The organism is Paenibacillus sp. ALE3 (genome assembly GCF_054113405.1).
Genome location: NZ_CM134214.1, coordinates 2,467,860 through 2,483,513, shown reverse-complemented (window position 1 = coordinate 2,483,513; position 15,654 = coordinate 2,467,860). Strand labels below are relative to the sequence as shown.

Below are 15,654 nucleotides of genomic sequence, written 5' to 3'. Positions count from 1 at the left end.
TCGTTAGTGAAGGGTAGAAAGAACGGCATCAAGCCGTTTAACAATTTCGACAATCTCATCTTCTGTAGCTGTGAGAGAAGGTCTCACTTTGACCACATTGCCATAACCGTAACGGGAACCTCTGAGAATTAATTGCTGTTCCTCAAATGCACGATCGATAATCCCATTGCTTTTCACTGCATCCGGGGCATCGTCCTCATCTACAATTTCCAGTCCCCACATTAGTCCGACGCCACGAGCCTCACCAATGCAATCATGCTTGTCGGCCATCTCCGTCAGCAGGGATCCAAGCAGGTCTCCTTTGGACCGGACGGCTTCCATAAAACCGGGTTCGGTTACAACCTCCAGCGTGGATTTGGCTGCCGTGACCGAGATCAGATTGCTGCCCGAGGTAAAGGAATGCTCGTGCTTCTCCAGGACATCAAGACGAGACTGCATCAAGACCGCTGCAACCGGGACACCGATGCCACCCAGACCTTTGGCGAGTGTAATGATATCCGGTTGGATGTCAAACAGCTCACTTGCGAACATGTAACCTGTCCGCCCAATTCCGGTCTGCACTTCGTCAGCAATCAGAATCATTCCGTGCTCGTCGCATAGCTGACGGAGACGCTTGAAATATCCTGGAGGCGGGATGATATTACCTCCGTTGCCCAGAATGGGTTCGATAATCATGCAGGCCACAGAGCCTGAGCTTGCATATTCAATCGCGTCCGATATGGCGTCAATACAATGATGACCACACTTGTCTGGTGAAGAATTAAAGGGACAGCGATAGCAGTAGGGGGCAGGCACATGCAGAGAGTTTGCTGCAGTTGAATTGGGAAAATTCTTGCGGCGGAAGGCATTGCCGGAAATGCCTGTTGCGAATTGGGTTTGTCCATGATGTGACAGATGCAAGCTGATGATATCAGTTGCTCCGGTATATTTCTGGGCCAGTTTCACAGCACATTCGTTCGCTGTGGAGCCGGTAATATCTCTCATCCACCCAGCGTCGATACCGTTCGGGGCGTACTGGATTAGATGATCTAGGACTTCTTCGACATAAGGCTCTGTAAAAGACGAAGACATGTGAGCAAGATTGGCGACCTGCTCCTGTACTTTGGTAACGACATGAGGGTGATTATAACCGAGCGACAAGTTGAAGGTGCCGGATACGCCATCCAAATACTCCTTGCCCGAATCGTCAATCAGAGTAATGCCTTTACCATATCTGAAACGTTCTTTGGTTAACGTATGCACGATATTTCCCCTCCATATCAGAATATACATTCTTATTAAGTCATCTTATAAAAGTGTACCACCCTATTAGAGCATCACGCGGCTGAACTCACCTCCCCAAAATAAGAAGTTTATCTTCCTTGCCCTCATGGGCAAGGGAGCACAATCTGGTGCTTCTGCGATTTCACAGATATGAGAGATAACCGCAGTAACAGAATCAGCCCGAAAAGCAAAAATGCGATAGGCCTCACCTCCCCTAAGAACTAAGCGATGTCATCCTTCCTTGCTCTGATGGGCAAGTGAATCAACTACTCGGCTACCCCGATTGTTCCACAGATGCGTGAGAATAAGTGCCAGCAGCAAAATCAGAGTAAACCCTCCTAAAATCCAGAGGCTAGCCGCCACCGGCCATTCGCTCATGCTCCAGCCTATAACATATTGAAGCACCGATCCGCCAATTCCGCCCGACGCAATCAGAATGCTGGTCGTCCGTTCGGTCATTCCTGGAATCATTACGTTGGCGTAGACAAGCGCGATACAGAAGAGGCCAGACATGAATATGCCTGCACCAAAAATGAGAAGGTATGTAACCCATTGGCTGGATATAAACACCATGGCAACCAGAAAACAGAAAGTTCCAATTGCACTCCATAACAGATAAGGAATATATCCTGCTGATTCTGCAATCTTTCCTGAGAACATACGACCAATGATCATTGCAATCCAAAGCACGCTGACACCTAGCGAGGCAACAGATCCCTGAAGTTGTAGCGTTTCTGTCAGAATAGAAGGTAGGAAGTTCATGAGCCCCAGTTCAAGACCCATATAAACAAAGAAGAAAATAATGAAGATTCCTAGCAATACACGGTGCTGTCCTGAGTAACGAGCTTGTTCAACTGAACGCTCAGTAGTGCGGATGTCTGCTTGTGTGAGGTGAGTGGAGGCGGAAACAGGCATGGTAAGCCAAAATAGCAACAGGATAAAAGTAAGAAAGGAGATGGTGTAAAAAGTTAGATTCCATATTCCAAACCAGATATATAGGCTAACGATCGCAGGCATAAGCAGTGCACCAAGTGCAAAATAGACATCCAGCTTGGACATGGCCACGGCTTTTTGCTCCTCCGTAAACTCAATTGTAAACGCTCCGATGGATGATTCAATAATGCCTGAGCCGAAGCCAATGCAGATTGCCATTACGATGACCCAATTCCATGAGGGCAGTACACCCAAGATAGTACATGCGATGACAATACTCCCCAAGGCAATAGCAAGCATGGACTTGCGGCCCATATGTAGAGCCATGAAGGGAGTGAGTAGAACGCCGACAAGAAAGCCGAAAAACTGCAAGAACAGCAGTAATCCACCATCGCTGTATCCCCGTCCATAGTGAGGCAGCAAAGTCGGCAGTAATGCCCCAAGCACGACGCTGGTGACGCCGATTAACAGATAGAAAGCACAACTTAAAGCAAAAAGTCTCTTCAAGGCCTGTCCCTCCATAAGGTCATATTTTTTTATATGAGCATTGTTTTTACTAGAATATACCATCACTCTGGAAATGTATATATATAATTCCACAGAAATTGTAAAAATAAATCGATAGACTCTTAATAATATGCGTCATGCTCCTTATCAACGTGATACACATCAGTTTTATCTTGAAGGCACTATATACTTTCGTTCAATTGACTTTGATTTAGAGGTTGGTCCATCCTTCAGATGAACGGTTGATTAAAAACATTGGAGGGATCTTTCATACGTTTGGCAGGAAAAGTTGCGGTCGTTATGAGAATTACAAATCCCCCTGACCAAAGTTTCGTAGCAGGGGGATTGCTTTAATATAAGTTCTAATTCATATACTTCTCTATCGTACTTCGGACTGCTCCGGGACCTGCCAGCATTTCATGAAACATGGCTTCAATCTTGTCGCCCAGACCAATCTCATATAATCGGACGCCGAACAGTTTTTCATCCTCAAGGAGGTAGCGAATTTCGGAGGTCTGATCGCCTAGCTTCGTATTCTGCAAATACCCCTGCAATGTATCCAGTAACGGGTCCGGACTGAGTGAGAAGGGAGCACCTTGATCATCCAGCCCCAGCAAATAGCGACACCAAATCGCAATGGTCAGGGGGATGGCAGTCAAGTTCGCAGGATCAAGACCTGCTGTGCTAACATAAGACTTTATGGTTTCACCAAAACGGATGCTCATCTTTTGAGAGGTATCTGTTGCAATCCGCTGTGGTGCATCCGGAATATAGGGATTGGCGAAGCGTTCCTGCAATACCTCGTCAATGAATGCTTTCGGTTGGATAATTCCGGGATCAACCACAACAGGCAAGCCTTCCTTGTAGCCGATGATTTCCACCAGACGACGCAAGGTGTGATCCTTCATTTCATCTGCAATGAGTTGATACCCGAGTAGACACCCGGAGAGGGCCAGCGCTGTATGTAGCGGATTGAGACAGGTAGTCACTTTCATCTTCTCCACTTTGTCCACCGTATCCCGATCCGTGAAGATGATGCCAGCTTCCTCTAGGGCAGGTCTCCCGTTTGTAAACTTGTCTTCAATGACCAAATACTCGCTAACCTCAGCATTAACAAAGGGGGCCGTATACGTATGCCTGGTGGTAACGATCATCTCCATGTCGGCCAACCCAAGTTCCCGAAGAGCAGACTGTACCTGTAAGGAAGGGCGGGGGGTGATTTTATCAATCATAGTCAGCGGGAAGGTTATTTTCTCCTCATTCTGCAGATAGTCTACAAATCCTTTCTCTACCAGGCTTCTGCGTGTCCACTCCTTGGCGATAGTAATCATACTATCCTTTAACAGATCGCCGTTATGGGAGCAATTATCCATGCTTACAAAGGTCATTGGAAGCTGCCCCTTCAGGTAACGCTGATAGACAAGCGAAGTAGCTATGCTCATCACATGCACCGGCTGTTCAGGACCATTCGCTAAATCCCTCTCTACAACAGCCAGATACTTACCGTCAGGCCCGGTGAGGACGTATCCTTTTTCCGTGACAGTGAAGCTGGCCATCTGCAGAGTCGGATTTTCAAATATTTCAATCAGACGGAGGTAATCGTCTGGACGATTCTGCTCTGCTGCGAGACCTTCAACGATGCTTGCGACCACACTCTTGCAAAATCTTCCGTCTGCACTCATCGACACCAGTAAGGTTAGATTGTCGTAAGGCTTATAGGCTTTGTCGATCATTTCAAAATCAAAGGCTTCGGCCGCAATTATACCTGTATCCGCTTTCAGAATATTCAGCAACTGTTGCTGTGCATTGGCCACGAACCCACGAAAAATATTGCCTGCGCCGAAATGCACCCATTGCGGTCTAACTCGGGTATTATGGGCTACAAGCTCCAAATCATATTTTGGCAGTTCAATACCTGCTGCTTCCCAGGCCGTCCTGTCTAAAAGGCTTTTCCGGTTAAGCTGGAGCATCTATTTCACTCCCTTGTTGTTTTGAGCCAGACTATCCCAGACACCAAGCAAGTACATAACTCCCAGTGCACGGTCATACAAACCGTAGCCTGGCCGACAATTCTTTTCTTCTCCCCATAGATGTCTGCCATGGTCTGGGCGCACATATCCCTGATAGCCGTTCTCGTGATAAGCTCTAACTACTTCCGGTACATCGACGCTTCCGTCCTTTCCACGGTGTGACACTTCAATAAAGTCGCCATTTTCGAACACCTTAACATTACGAATATGCGCAAAATGAATACGATCATGGAACTCCCGAATCATAGCTGGCAAATCATTCTCAGGATTGGTCCCCAGTGAGCCTGTGCAAAAGGTTAGACCGTTATAAGAACTGTTCACTGCATTTAAGATACGCCGGATGGTCTCACGACTCCGAACAATTCTCGGTAATCCGAAGATGGGCCATGCCGGATCATCAGGATGAATGGCCATCTTGATGTCAACCTCCTCGCAGACGGGGATAATGCGCTCAAGAAAATACTTTAGATTGTCAAACAGCTTGTCTTCAGTGACTTCCGCATAAGCAGCAAACAGTTCATCCAGTCTCGCCAACCGCTCAGGTTCCCAGCCTGGCATCGTAAACTTCCCTGCTCCCTTGAGAATCCGATCCACCATTTGGCGGGGATTATCGGTAATGGCAGCCTTCTCATAAAACAGAGCGTTAGAACCATCAGGTAGTTCTTTATACAACTCTGTTCTGGTCCAGTCAAAGATAGGCATAAAGTTATAGCAAATCACCTTGACTCCCACCTTGGCTAATTTGCGAATGGTGTCAATATAAATGTCAATGTATTGATCGCGGGATGGGAGGCCGATTTTGATATCATCGTGGACATTTACACTTTCTACGACCGCCGTACTAAAGCCCTTGCTTGTGATCTGCTCAGCTACCTTCTCAATTCGTTCCATTTCCCATACTTCACCAGCTACCTTATCATGTAAAGACCAGACAATACCCATAACTCCCGGAATTTGCCGGATATGATCCAGTGTAATATTGTCGTTGCCTTTCCCATACCATCTCCAGGTCATGTTCATAAAGATACCCTCCCTGATTTTATTGGCAATCTTGTATACAAGATCGGTTTGATCATAAAGTACAAAGTTTGCCCTTGTCAATGACAATTTTAGAGGGGTTCAACACATCAAAATGTTTTATAATAAGTCTAGATTTATAAAGTGAAGGCAGGAATGATATGTTTACAAAGGAAGAAATCAAGCAGCTTTTGAAAAATGATATTTTGTCGATGATCTTAAAGCCTGGTACTCTGCTCAGCGAGACGACCTTGTCAGAACGCTTCCAGTTGTCCAGAACTCCGCTGCGCGATGTATTGAAGCAGCTTGCACTAGAATCTTATATCGATATTTATCCCAAAAAGGGGAACGTTGTCTCTTATATCGATCTGGAGTCCGTAGAACAAATGAGCTACTTGAGAAGCGCAGTGGAAAAAGAGATTATGAAGGAGCTTTCTACGCAATTTGCATTAAGCGATATACAGAAGCTGAGCGAAATTCTGGACAGACAGAGGGCTGTCATTGATGAAGATCATGCTACGGATCAATTTCTCATTTTAGACGATCAGTTCCACCAAACTATGTTCCAATTGGTAGGCCGAGAATTTCTTTGGCAGCTAATTCAGCAATCAAATGTTCACTATATCAGATATCGCAAGCTGCATATGCTGCAAGCAGGGAAGCTGATGGAAATCTGGCATGAGCACCAAACCATGCTTGAATATATGTTGAATCAGGAAACGAGCAAAATGGATGATCTGGTTCACCATCATCTCAGAAAGGATATACATTCTCTCGAATTTCTCCGGCAGTTCGCTGACTATATCAAGAAATAATGCTGGTGTGTGTTATTCATTTTTTGTTTATGAGTTTAGTTGTTTGCCGTCAAGTGGTGGTTGGAATTAAAGGGTTTTCAAAGGAATTCGAGATCTTGTATACAAGATAAGGCATTGTTGACACACTAAGCCCCTTGCCGCTTCGCAATTGTAAAATAGAAGGGCAAGGGCTGGAAAATGAAGATTCTATACCCCCGAATAGGCCATGAAACCACCATCGATAGGAATGACTGCACCGGTCACAAAACCGGAAGCGGTTTCATCGACCAGCCAAAGCAGCGTTCCGAGGAGGTCTTCAGGTTCACCGAAACGGCGCATTGGGGTGTGGGCAATAATCTTGGCCGAGCGCTCGGTAAGCGAGCCGTCCTCGTTGGTGAGCAATTGTCGGTTCTGCTCTGTCAGGAAAAATCCGGGGGCAATGGCATTCACCCGAATGCCGGATTCGGCTAGATGTACGGCCAGCCACTGGGTGAAGTTGTTGATGGCGGCTTTGGCAGCGCTGTAGGCGGGAACCTTGGTCATCGGGCTGGGAGCGCTCATGGAGGATATGTTAAGGACCACAGCGCCGGGTCGCCCGATCATGCTTTTGGAAAAAATCTGTGTTGGGATTAAAGTCCCGATAAAATTTAAATTAAGTACATTGCGGAAGCCAGGCACACTGAGATCGAAAAAGGTAGTGATTCCCGGCTGGTTCAGATCTTCAGGATGAAACGTCTCCAGACTCGTATTCGCACTGGGGTGGTTGCCGCCTGCTCCATTGATTAGAATATCGCACGGACCGAGCAGGCGGCGGACCGTCTCCTCAGCCTGCTTCACGCTTTCGACATCGGTTACATCGCAGGCAACCGCAATGGATTCTCCGCCGCTTTCACAAATTTCCTTTGCTATCAATTCGCCCTTATCAGCAGTACGGTTCAAAATGGCGACCTTGGCCCCCTGGCGGGCAAGCTCCTTGGCCATGGAGCTGCACAACACGCCGGAACCGCCAGTTACCACAACTGTTTTTCCGGACAAAGCCGGATGCAGGGGAAGACTAGTCAATTTACATTCCTCTTTTCGTTGGAAGATAAGCCCGTATTACGCTTATACGCGTCCTACAAGCTGTCATGAATTTTAGTCTAAGACGATAACAGATGATCTTATCTAGCTTTCTTTCTAAATTCGCTAGGTGTCATGAATATCGTTTGTTTAAAGATCTTACAAAAATACATGGACGAGTTGAAGCCACATTCGTTACCAATCTCGAGTATCGTTAACTTTGTATTGATCAGCAAGTTGCAAGCATGTTGAATCTTAATATTATTTAAATATTGAATAACCGTAAGTCCCGTGACTTCTTTAAAACGATGACACAAATAATATTTGGACATGTAAAACGACTTTGCGATTTCTTCGATTTTGGTGATTTTGTTATAGTTTTGGTTGATGTACGACAGAATAGGTCCAAAGTTAGCATACTTGGAAGACTGCTGCTCCACTATTTGGGAATCCTTATTATTATTTAATAGAGATAACAGTTCAGCTAAAAATATAAAAATACGATCACTCTCACCCGAGACGTTTTCTTTCTCCAGGGATTTCAATAGCCTTTTCACTTTCGCAAACACTTCTTGGTTCAAAGAGATGATGATTTCTGTATCAAAGCAGCCTAATAAAGATTTTATCGCCCGCTCCGTAAAATATAATCGCAAGAAACGCTCCGTGAAATAGACACATGTTCTGGCACAGCCTTGATTTTGGTAGCTTCTATGGAACAAATTTGGTTTGAACAGTGCAACATCATGCAGCTCAATGTCATAGATGGAGTCCTGGATCAAAATCTGATGGTACCCTTTTTCTAGAAAATAAAGTTCATATGCATCGTGATAATGAAAATTGGTCATGTTGTGGTCTGCATCATGGACGACATACTCGATTGAAAATAGGGGATGCATATGACTTACATCAGCAATCATCGCTCAACCTCCATCCTATAGCAATATAATATAACAAATCGATAATTCGGCAACATATTAAAAGATTATTGCTTGGTATTCAGGTATAGTTTAGCTACCAGATTTTCTTCCGAATGGACCACATGAGGAGGTTAGACACTTGAAATCACACCAAGGAACCCAGAATGAATTTGAACTGTTGAAAAGAAATCACACGGTGCCTGTTTTTGTTTCCGAAACGGAAAACAGCGCGGTGCATCTTGCCTTTTGCAATCTTATGCGAGATATTGATTGGGTTTGCGGTTGTAAGCTATTGCGAGCAAAAGAAATGGATCAAAGCAGCATCGTGATCGGCACGATCACAGACAATGAGCCGTTACTCGCTTATCTGCAAGAAAAAGGGGTATCGCTGAAAAAACTAGCGCTGGAGGATGGCTCATATCGGTGGGAAGCGTTTCTTCAGGAAGTCATTGACGGTGTCTTATATATCATAGGAACCGACAGGCGCGGTACCATCTTCGGAATCTATGACTTGTGCGAGGCAATGGGTGTGTCTCCGTGGTATTACTGGGCGGATGTACCGGTGAAAACCTACGATGTACTTTGTCTGCCTTTGGACTACTCCAAAGCAGATTGGCCAGCGGTTCAGTACCGGGGAATTTTCCTGAATGACGAGGAAGAGCTTGATGACTGGGCCAAGATTCATACGCAAGATGGCACCATCGGGCCTGCCGCGTATCAATCCATTTTCGAACTTTTACTTCGACTGAAGGCCAATTTCATCTGGCCTGCCATGCATGTGAATTATTTTAATGAGAATCCCGAAAATGGAGGGCTCGCTGAAAAAATGGGGATTGTTGTAGGCACGTCGCATTGCGATATGTTGCTTCGCAGCAACCAGAATGAATGGGAGCCATGGCTTGCAGCCAAGGGTTATGACGACGCCTCATACGATTATTCCATCGAAGGCCGAAATCGCGAGATTCTACAGGAGTATTGGCGGGAAAGTGTCGAGAAGAATAAAAATTACGAAGTGTGTTATACGGTTGGCATGCGTGGAATCCATGATTCGGGATTTCATACGCAGGCCATTGAAGAGGACAATTCCATGACTAGGGAAGAACGGGCAGAAGCCAAGTGTTCTCTGCTAGGAAAGGTCATACAAGATCAAAAGCAAATTCTCAAGGACGTGATCGGCGAATCAAAAGAAAATGCTTCATTACAGACATTTATCCCGTACAAAGAAGTACTAGAGCTATATGACCGAGGTCTTGATATACCTGAATGTGTGACTCTTATTTGGGCAAACGATAACTTTGGGCATATGCGCCGATACCCGAATGAGAAGGAACGTCAACGCAGTGGAGGCAACGGTTTGTATTATCACAACTCTTACTGGGCAGCTCCAGGAACGGGGATGAGCTATCTCTTTATCAATTCAATTCCATTGGCCCATACAGAGAATGAATTGAAAAAATCGTATGAATCGGGAATTCGAAAATTGTGGATTCTGAATGTTGGCGGGTTGAAGCCCCTTGAACAGGATATGGAATTCTTTTTGCGATCTGGCTGGGAAGCCGGCAAAGAGGAAGGAATGACCAAGAATGCATCCCAATTCGTTGAATCTTGGATAAACGCCAATTTTTCCGGCAACCACGGACCTGAAGTTGCGGAATTATATGAGACATTTGCACAGGTCACTAACGTACGAAAGATCGAACATATGCAATCCAATGTGTTTTCACAAACTGTATTAGGTGATGAAGCAGGGCGTAGATTAATGCGGCTGGAGGATATTTTTCGTCGAGGCAATGCCATAATGTACAGCCTTCCGCTCCAGGAGCGGGCTGCATTTTTCCAGATGTTTCTCATGAAAATTCACGCGTCATATTATACCAACCATGAGTTTTATTTTGCCGACAGAAGTACGCTTTCTTACGAGCGCGGAAACATGCAGGCTGCTGACCAATATGTGGAGCTTTCGATAAAAATGGCGGACTACAAACGAAGAATGCTTCATTTCTATAATGCAAAAATGAGTGAAGGCAAGTGGAATGGAGTCCTCACACCGGAAAGCTTTCCACCACCGCCTACCGTCTTGTATCCTGCGCGAAAGCCCGCATTGAAAATTGCTCAGGGTGGCATGAGAATCGACCTTTGGAATGAAGAAACCACACTGCGCTTTTCCATCCATGGTCAAAAACAAAAATGGTTTGAGATTGGAAACCAGGGGAACGGGACTATTCCATTCACGATTGAGGTAATGGAAGGCGAAGATTGGATCATTCTTTCGGAAAGTGAAGGATTGATCCAAACGGAGAAAAGAATTCTTGTCTCGGTCATCGATACGCATCAGCATGCTGGAAAGACTGGACAACTGACCGTCCGAAACCATAAAGATATGACTTCTGTTCCAATAAAGGTGCAAGTTGAGGAAGGTGTAAATGTTCCTGAAACGTTTTACGGACATATAGAGGCAGACGGATATGTGTCTATCCCAGCAGCCTCCTACGACCATAATGTTCCCGGTGCAGATTCGACCGATAAGTCTGGTTGGGTAGTCATACCGGGGATGGGAAGATATGAGGGAGCCGCGATGATGGCCTGGAACGGTGAACTACGACCCCTTGGAGGAGAGCTTAAGAATCATCCATATTTAGGATACGATATTTTTTTGAAAGAGGCTGGGCAGTTTACCTTAGAGATTCACCGTTTTCTTACTTTAAATTCGACAGGCAACATTCGTTTCGGTATCGGAGTTGATGATACAGCACCTATTCTGGTAGAATCAGAGACTCGTGACGAGTGGCTGGGCACCTGGCAGGAATCCGTTTTTAATAACGGTGAGAAGATAAGAGTGGAGCTGCCCTACCTAGCTTCCGGTATACATGCCTTAAGAATTTATATGGTAGATCCTTATGTCACGATTAACAAGTTAGTGATATATACGAATGAGCAAAAAACGTGCAATTTAGGACCGATTGCCAGTCAGCATCATCATAAGTTGGTTACCGATCACGGTCTGGAAAGTCCTACTGTGAATTGGAATGAAGTCGAACAATTATGTAATCAATTTTACGAAACTGGAGAGCAAGAAGTACCTCTCCCCGTCGTTCTTTATGCCACAAGAGATTTTTACGCCACCATCGATGAGATCTTCTTGAAATGTTTTGATGTTCCGCAGACCACGTTGGGGGACAAACGCTATGTGGACATCTGTGATGCTGACGGTACAAAGGATGTTATAAAAGAATTTGGTGCGGGTATGTTTATCGAATCAAACAGCATCGTTGCGATCGAAGCCGAATATGCGTTGGAAGACTCTGAAAATGCGTATCTCACGTCCAGTAAAGACGGTAATGCTATTGATTGGAGCCACGTACAGGCCGAAACCAATGGAAGAACAGGTTTCGCCATGCATGTCTCTGAGCCTGGAAGGCAGTGGGAGAACCCGGAGATTGCTCCAGCGATGCATTACAAAATAAACATCACGAATTCAGGTAATTACCATATTTGGATTTTGGTTCGACATCATAACGGTCAATCCGATTCATGCTACTTATCGCTGGACGGCGTAGTGAGACCTTTATCCGAACAACTGGGCCAGGGCACACTGCATACGTATAACACAGCTCAAGTGTACTATTGGTGTTTACTGTCGGATTTGGAATTGACCCGTGGTGATCATCTGTTTTCGATCTTAGCTCGAAAGTCGCAACTCAGAGTCGACCGGATATATATGACACAAGGGAACGAATTACCGCCTGTGGATGCACTCTGGACGGATTCGATAAGAAAACAGCCCTAAGTTAAAGTAGCGCCTCCATGCTGAAAGAGCGGAATTTAGATACATGTTGAGATTCCGCTCTTTTTTCGATAATAGTAAAAGAAACAATTCATTCCTGAAGATTGTTTAATATGAGTTTCAAGTATTCTCTAGCTGATGGATTCAATGGTTGTAAGGGTAAAGGAAGACTGGGACTTGAGATCAAGCCACTTATTTCTGCTGCTGCTGAAACAACACGAAGGCTACCATATTGATGAAATAACGTCCAAATAGGTTCAAGTAGTGCCGAGAGTCGTTCTGCTTCGTCAGCAAAACCGTCCTGGGCCAATCGGGTCATATTTAGACACGCTTTTGGGAACAATCCACCAAGAACTGAGAACCATGCTTCACAACCTGCATTCAAGCCGGTGACTGCAAATGAATCTCCACTTACTCCTATAGTTACGTGGGGAGGAATCGACCCTCGTAGTTTTTTGATGCGTGTCTTGGCTGCTTCGGGATCAGTAGGTACTCCGGGAATCTTAATCGAACCCACATTAGGTAACTCAGCAATTCGGCCGTGCAATTCATCACTGAAATGAAAATGGGAGGTACCCGGATTATCATAGACACAAAGTGGAATGGAGAGTGAACTGGTTACCTGTTCATAAAGTGAAAATACTTCTTCATTCGTTAGTGCTTGATAGGAGATGGGGGCTAGCAGCACTGCACTTGCTCCTGCTCTTTGTGCATCTTCCGCTAATCGAAGTACTTCTAAGGTACGAATCGCACTTATACTTGTCATCACGGGAATCCCCTCGGCTGAGTGGACAGCAAGTTGAAGAACACGTAAACGTTCTTCTCGATTAAGATATGCATAATTTCCAGTTGATCCTAATGTACCAATTGAGTCTACACCAGCTGCAACTAATCGTTGAATCAGCGTCACAAATGCTTTTTCGTCAATGCCTGTCTCATTAACCGGTGTGAGTGGAAAAGCAGATAATCCGTGGAACATAAAGTTACACTCCTTTATGAATTGACCTTCAAAATACAAACACATTATAAAAATGAATAAGACGCAATTAAAGTACCAATTAAGAGACAAATAACTGTACCAATTCTTCTAGAGAAACTTAAAATTGAAAATAAAGATTCTGTATCGAAATTAATGTAATGATATTACGCCTTCAGATCAGGTTAGTTGAATTAGAAAGACAAAAAGCATACTATATTGAATGCTTTTTGTCTTTATCATGATTTGGTGATGTACCAGAGTGTGTTAAGATGCGATCTAATACTTTTCCAGTGAGGGGCATGAAATAATTGAGTATTAGCCCCCCTAGACAAACAGTTAACAAAGTTCCGATGCCAATGGGTCCATTTAAAATTGACGCTATGACCAAGAATATGAGGTAAATGAATGTTCTTGAAAAAAATAGATTTGTTCTAGTTAATTCCTGTACGATTATTGTTAATCGGTCAACTGGAATGGGCGCAAAGTTTGTCTGTAAATATGTTGCAGTTCCTAATCCAACAACAATTAAACCAATTCCAAAACAAACAACTTTGCTGTACCATAGTTCAGGCGTTAACACATCCTGCAATAAAAAAAGCCACATATCAATACCAATCCCCGTTATAAATGCTGTTAACAACCCCAAAACTTCTGGTCTTTGTCTATTTAAAAGTGAATTACAACAGATCAAAATCAAAGCCATTATGATTTCCCAACTTCCTACAGTAAGCCCCACATTTGTGGATAGTCCTACCAAAAGCGCATCAAAAGGTGATGTCCCAAGGTCTGATTGTATAGTGAAAGAAATACCAAGGGATAATATAAAAATACCTATTACAAAAAAAACATATTTCACTTTACTCGACCTCTTTAATATAATTTTATATTGCAAATGCAACAAAGTTAGGGTAGATTAAATATATACCATGTTTATTGCATTTGCAACAAAATAGGAGCAAAGGAGTTCATTATGAAGGAAGTACTTCGTGAAATTGGGATGATAGCCAGAGCATTAGATTCGATAAGTAATATTGAATTTAAAGAATATGACCTTACAAAAGGACAGTATTTATACCTTGTACGAATATGTGAAAACCCAGGAATCTTTCAAGAAAAGTTAGCTGAGATGATAAAAGTAGATCGAACAACCGCATCTCGTGCTATCCAAAAACTTGTAATGAATGGGTTTATTGAAAAGAAAGAGGATCAGCATAACAAAAAAATTAACAAACTCTTTCCAACAGAAAAAGGGAACAATGTCTATCCTTTCATAAAAAGAGAACATGATTATTCGGATAATGTTGCCTTAGCGGGATTTTCGGAAAGTGAAGTAAACACCATTTTTAATCTACTTCAAAGAGTAAGAAAAAATATAAGCGATGAATGGGAATTTGTGAAAAAAGGGAACAAACGAAATTACTAATTGATTTATATGAAGGAGCATAAATTTATAATGAATGCGAAAATTATCAAATGCAGCCGTGCAGATTTACAAACACTCCAAGAAATAAGCATTGAAACATTCAACGATACTTTTAAAGAACAAAATTCACCTGAAAATATGCAAGCCTATCTGGAAAGAGCATTTAACTCGAAACAGTTAGAGAAGGAATTGTCCAATGTCTCTTCAGAATTCTTTTTCGTTTATTTTAATGAAGAACTTGCTGGATTTTTAAAAGTAAATATAAATGATGCCCAATCCGAAAAAATGGGTGATGAGTCACTCGAAGTTGAGAGGATTTATATCAAAAACAAATTTCAAAAACATGGGCTTGGTAAATATATGTTAAATAAAGCTATGGAAATTGCACTGGGACATAATAAAAAGAAGGTCTGGCTCGGGGTATGGGAAAAAAATGAAAATGCCATTGCTTTTTATAAGAAAATGGGGTTTGTTCAAACGGGTGCACACTCTTTTTATATGGGGGCTGAAGAACAAATTGATTTCATAATGACCAAATCAATGATACTGTAATTGAATTTAAAAATGTTTTCTAGGGTTCCGCGATGTCATATCGGCTGGTCCGAGAGAAAACTCACAGTCGTTGCACTGTGTCACGGAAGGATAAAAGCCTGGGAGAAAAACTGCTGTATGCAGTATGATCTCAGGCTTTTTTTAATTGCTGCTTAGATCCATATTACATTTGCAGCGTTATCAAAAAGGAGGAAGTACAAAATGAACAAGACATGGTTATCTGTTGTAATTGCGGCATTATTTGAAGTTGCATGGGTTATCGGGCTGAAACATTCCAGTGGATGGTTAGAGTGGGGAGGGACTTTGGTTGCTATTTTTGTAAGTTTCATACTCATGATTTGGACTAAAGCTTGTAGGCTGAACAATGATGGGATTTGAAGACAAACTCCCTATACT

General features: G+C 43.6%; 13 protein-coding genes and 1 riboswitch. Of the genes, 5 read left to right on the top strand and 8 right to left on the bottom strand.

The annotated features are described in order from the left end of the window. Positions 1-3: 3 nt before the first annotated feature. The 4 genes from ACXHJ2_RS10865 to uxuA all read right to left on the bottom strand — a co-directional run bounded on the left by ACXHJ2_RS10865 (position 4) and on the right by uxuA (position 5,753). The gene (locus tag ACXHJ2_RS10865; protein WP_446724847.1) at positions 4-1,272 is read right to left on the bottom strand and encodes an aspartate aminotransferase family protein; all 1,269 of its coding nucleotides are present in this window, start codon (positions 1,270-1,272) and stop codon (positions 4-6) included. 222 nt (positions 1,273-1,494) lie between these two features. Beyond that, complete coding sequence (locus tag ACXHJ2_RS10860) at positions 1,495-2,703, bottom strand: MFS transporter (protein ID WP_025678347.1); 1,209 nt, start codon at positions 2,701-2,703, stop codon at positions 1,495-1,497. A 362-nt stretch (positions 2,704-3,065) separates the two neighbouring features. Then, entirely contained in the window at positions 3,066-4,673 is a 1,608-nt protein-coding gene (locus tag ACXHJ2_RS10855; protein WP_165084019.1) for a mannitol dehydrogenase family protein, read from the bottom strand. Beyond that, a complete protein-coding gene (uxuA, locus tag ACXHJ2_RS10850; RefSeq protein ID WP_165084018.1) occupies positions 4,674-5,753 on the bottom strand; it encodes a mannonate dehydratase in 1,080 nt (359 codons plus the stop codon). 158 nt (positions 5,754-5,911) lie between these two features. Here uxuA and ACXHJ2_RS10845 point away from each other — a divergent pair, with 158 nt between their 5' ends. Further along, positions 5,912-6,565 (top strand): GntR family transcriptional regulator, encoded by a 654-nt coding sequence (locus tag ACXHJ2_RS10845; RefSeq protein WP_013371163.1) that lies wholly within the window; start codon positions 5,912-5,914, stop codon positions 6,563-6,565. A 186-nt stretch (positions 6,566-6,751) separates the two neighbouring features. Here ACXHJ2_RS10845 and ACXHJ2_RS10840 read toward each other — a convergent pair whose 3' ends face one another. Together ACXHJ2_RS10840 and ACXHJ2_RS10835 are read right to left on the bottom strand one after the other, a co-directional pair. Next, positions 6,752-7,606, bottom strand: a complete 855-nt coding sequence (locus ACXHJ2_RS10840; protein WP_165084016.1) for an SDR family oxidoreductase — start codon at positions 7,604-7,606, stop codon at positions 6,752-6,754. A gap of 98 nt (positions 7,607-7,704) precedes the next feature. Then, positions 7,705-8,520, bottom strand: a complete 816-nt coding sequence (locus tag ACXHJ2_RS10835) for a helix-turn-helix transcriptional regulator (protein WP_165084014.1) — start codon at positions 8,518-8,520, stop codon at positions 7,705-7,707. Positions 8,521-8,659: 139 nt separating this feature from the next. On the opposite strand from ACXHJ2_RS10835, the gene ACXHJ2_RS10830 reads away from it, so the two are divergent. Then, on the top strand, positions 8,660-12,307 hold the full coding sequence (locus ACXHJ2_RS10830; RefSeq protein WP_165084012.1) for a glycosyl hydrolase 115 family protein: 3,648 nt from the start codon (positions 8,660-8,662) through the stop codon (positions 12,305-12,307). An 88-nt stretch (positions 12,308-12,395) separates the two neighbouring features. On the opposite strand, the gene ACXHJ2_RS10825 is transcribed toward ACXHJ2_RS10830, so the two are convergent. Both ACXHJ2_RS10825 and ACXHJ2_RS10820 read right to left on the bottom strand, forming a co-directional pair. Then, positions 12,396-13,283, bottom strand: coding sequence for a dihydrodipicolinate synthase family protein (locus tag ACXHJ2_RS10825; RefSeq protein ID WP_090739207.1), 888 nt, complete (start codon positions 13,281-13,283; stop codon positions 12,396-12,398). Positions 13,284-13,494: 211 nt separating this feature from the next. Continuing rightward, positions 13,495-14,139, bottom strand: a complete 645-nt coding sequence (locus ACXHJ2_RS10820) for a YczE/YyaS/YitT family protein (RefSeq protein ID WP_165084010.1) — start codon at positions 14,137-14,139, stop codon at positions 13,495-13,497. 114 nt (positions 14,140-14,253) lie between these two features. Here ACXHJ2_RS10820 and ACXHJ2_RS10815 point away from each other — a divergent pair, with 114 nt between their 5' ends. From ACXHJ2_RS10815 to ACXHJ2_RS10805, 3 genes are all read left to right on the top strand, one after another. Further along, complete coding sequence (locus ACXHJ2_RS10815) at positions 14,254-14,706, top strand: MarR family winged helix-turn-helix transcriptional regulator (RefSeq protein ID WP_165084008.1); 453 nt, start codon at positions 14,254-14,256, stop codon at positions 14,704-14,706. Between the two features lie 30 nt (positions 14,707-14,736). Then, a complete protein-coding gene (locus ACXHJ2_RS10810) occupies positions 14,737-15,258 on the top strand; it encodes a GNAT family N-acetyltransferase (RefSeq protein WP_165084006.1) in 522 nt (173 codons plus the stop codon). Between the two features lie 8 nt (positions 15,259-15,266). Beyond that, a riboswitch (guanidine-I (ykkC/yxkD leader) is annotated at positions 15,267-15,365 on the top strand. A 94-nt stretch (positions 15,366-15,459) separates the two neighbouring features. Continuing rightward, positions 15,460-15,636 carry an SMR family transporter gene (locus tag ACXHJ2_RS10805; RefSeq protein WP_274597500.1) on the top strand — a complete coding sequence of 59 codons (177 nt, stop codon included), beginning with the start codon at positions 15,460-15,462 and terminating at the stop codon, positions 15,634-15,636. The last annotated feature ends 18 nt before the right edge of the window (positions 15,637-15,654 follow it).

What these genes read in the sequence shown, in the direction of transcription:
- ACXHJ2_RS10855 (WP_165084019.1), bottom strand. Translation starts at nt 4,673, where the DNA reads ATGCTCCAGCTTAACCGGAAAAGCCTTTTAGACAGGACGGCCTGGGAA.
- ACXHJ2_RS10845 (WP_013371163.1), top strand. Translation starts at nt 5,912, where the DNA reads ATGTTTACAAAGGAAGAAATCAAGCAGCTTTTGAAAAATGATATTTTG.
- uxuA (WP_165084018.1), bottom strand. Translation starts at nt 5,753, where the DNA reads ATGAACATGACCTGGAGATGGTATGGGAAAGGCAACGACAATATTACA.
- ACXHJ2_RS10815 (WP_165084008.1), top strand. Translation starts at nt 14,254, where the DNA reads ATGAAGGAAGTACTTCGTGAAATTGGGATGATAGCCAGAGCATTAGAT.
- ACXHJ2_RS10805 (WP_274597500.1), top strand. Translation starts at nt 15,460, where the DNA reads ATGAACAAGACATGGTTATCTGTTGTAATTGCGGCATTATTTGAAGTT.
- ACXHJ2_RS10825 (WP_090739207.1), bottom strand. Translation starts at nt 13,283, where the DNA reads ATGTTCCACGGATTATCTGCTTTTCCACTCACACCGGTTAATGAGACA.
- ACXHJ2_RS10865 (WP_446724847.1), bottom strand. Translation starts at nt 1,272, where the DNA reads ATGTATATTCTGATATGGAGGGGAAATATCGTGCATACGTTAACCAAA.
- ACXHJ2_RS10835 (WP_165084014.1), bottom strand. Translation starts at nt 8,520, where the DNA reads ATGATTGCTGATGTAAGTCATATGCATCCCCTATTTTCAATCGAGTAT.
- ACXHJ2_RS10810 (WP_165084006.1), top strand. Translation starts at nt 14,737, where the DNA reads ATGAATGCGAAAATTATCAAATGCAGCCGTGCAGATTTACAAACACTC.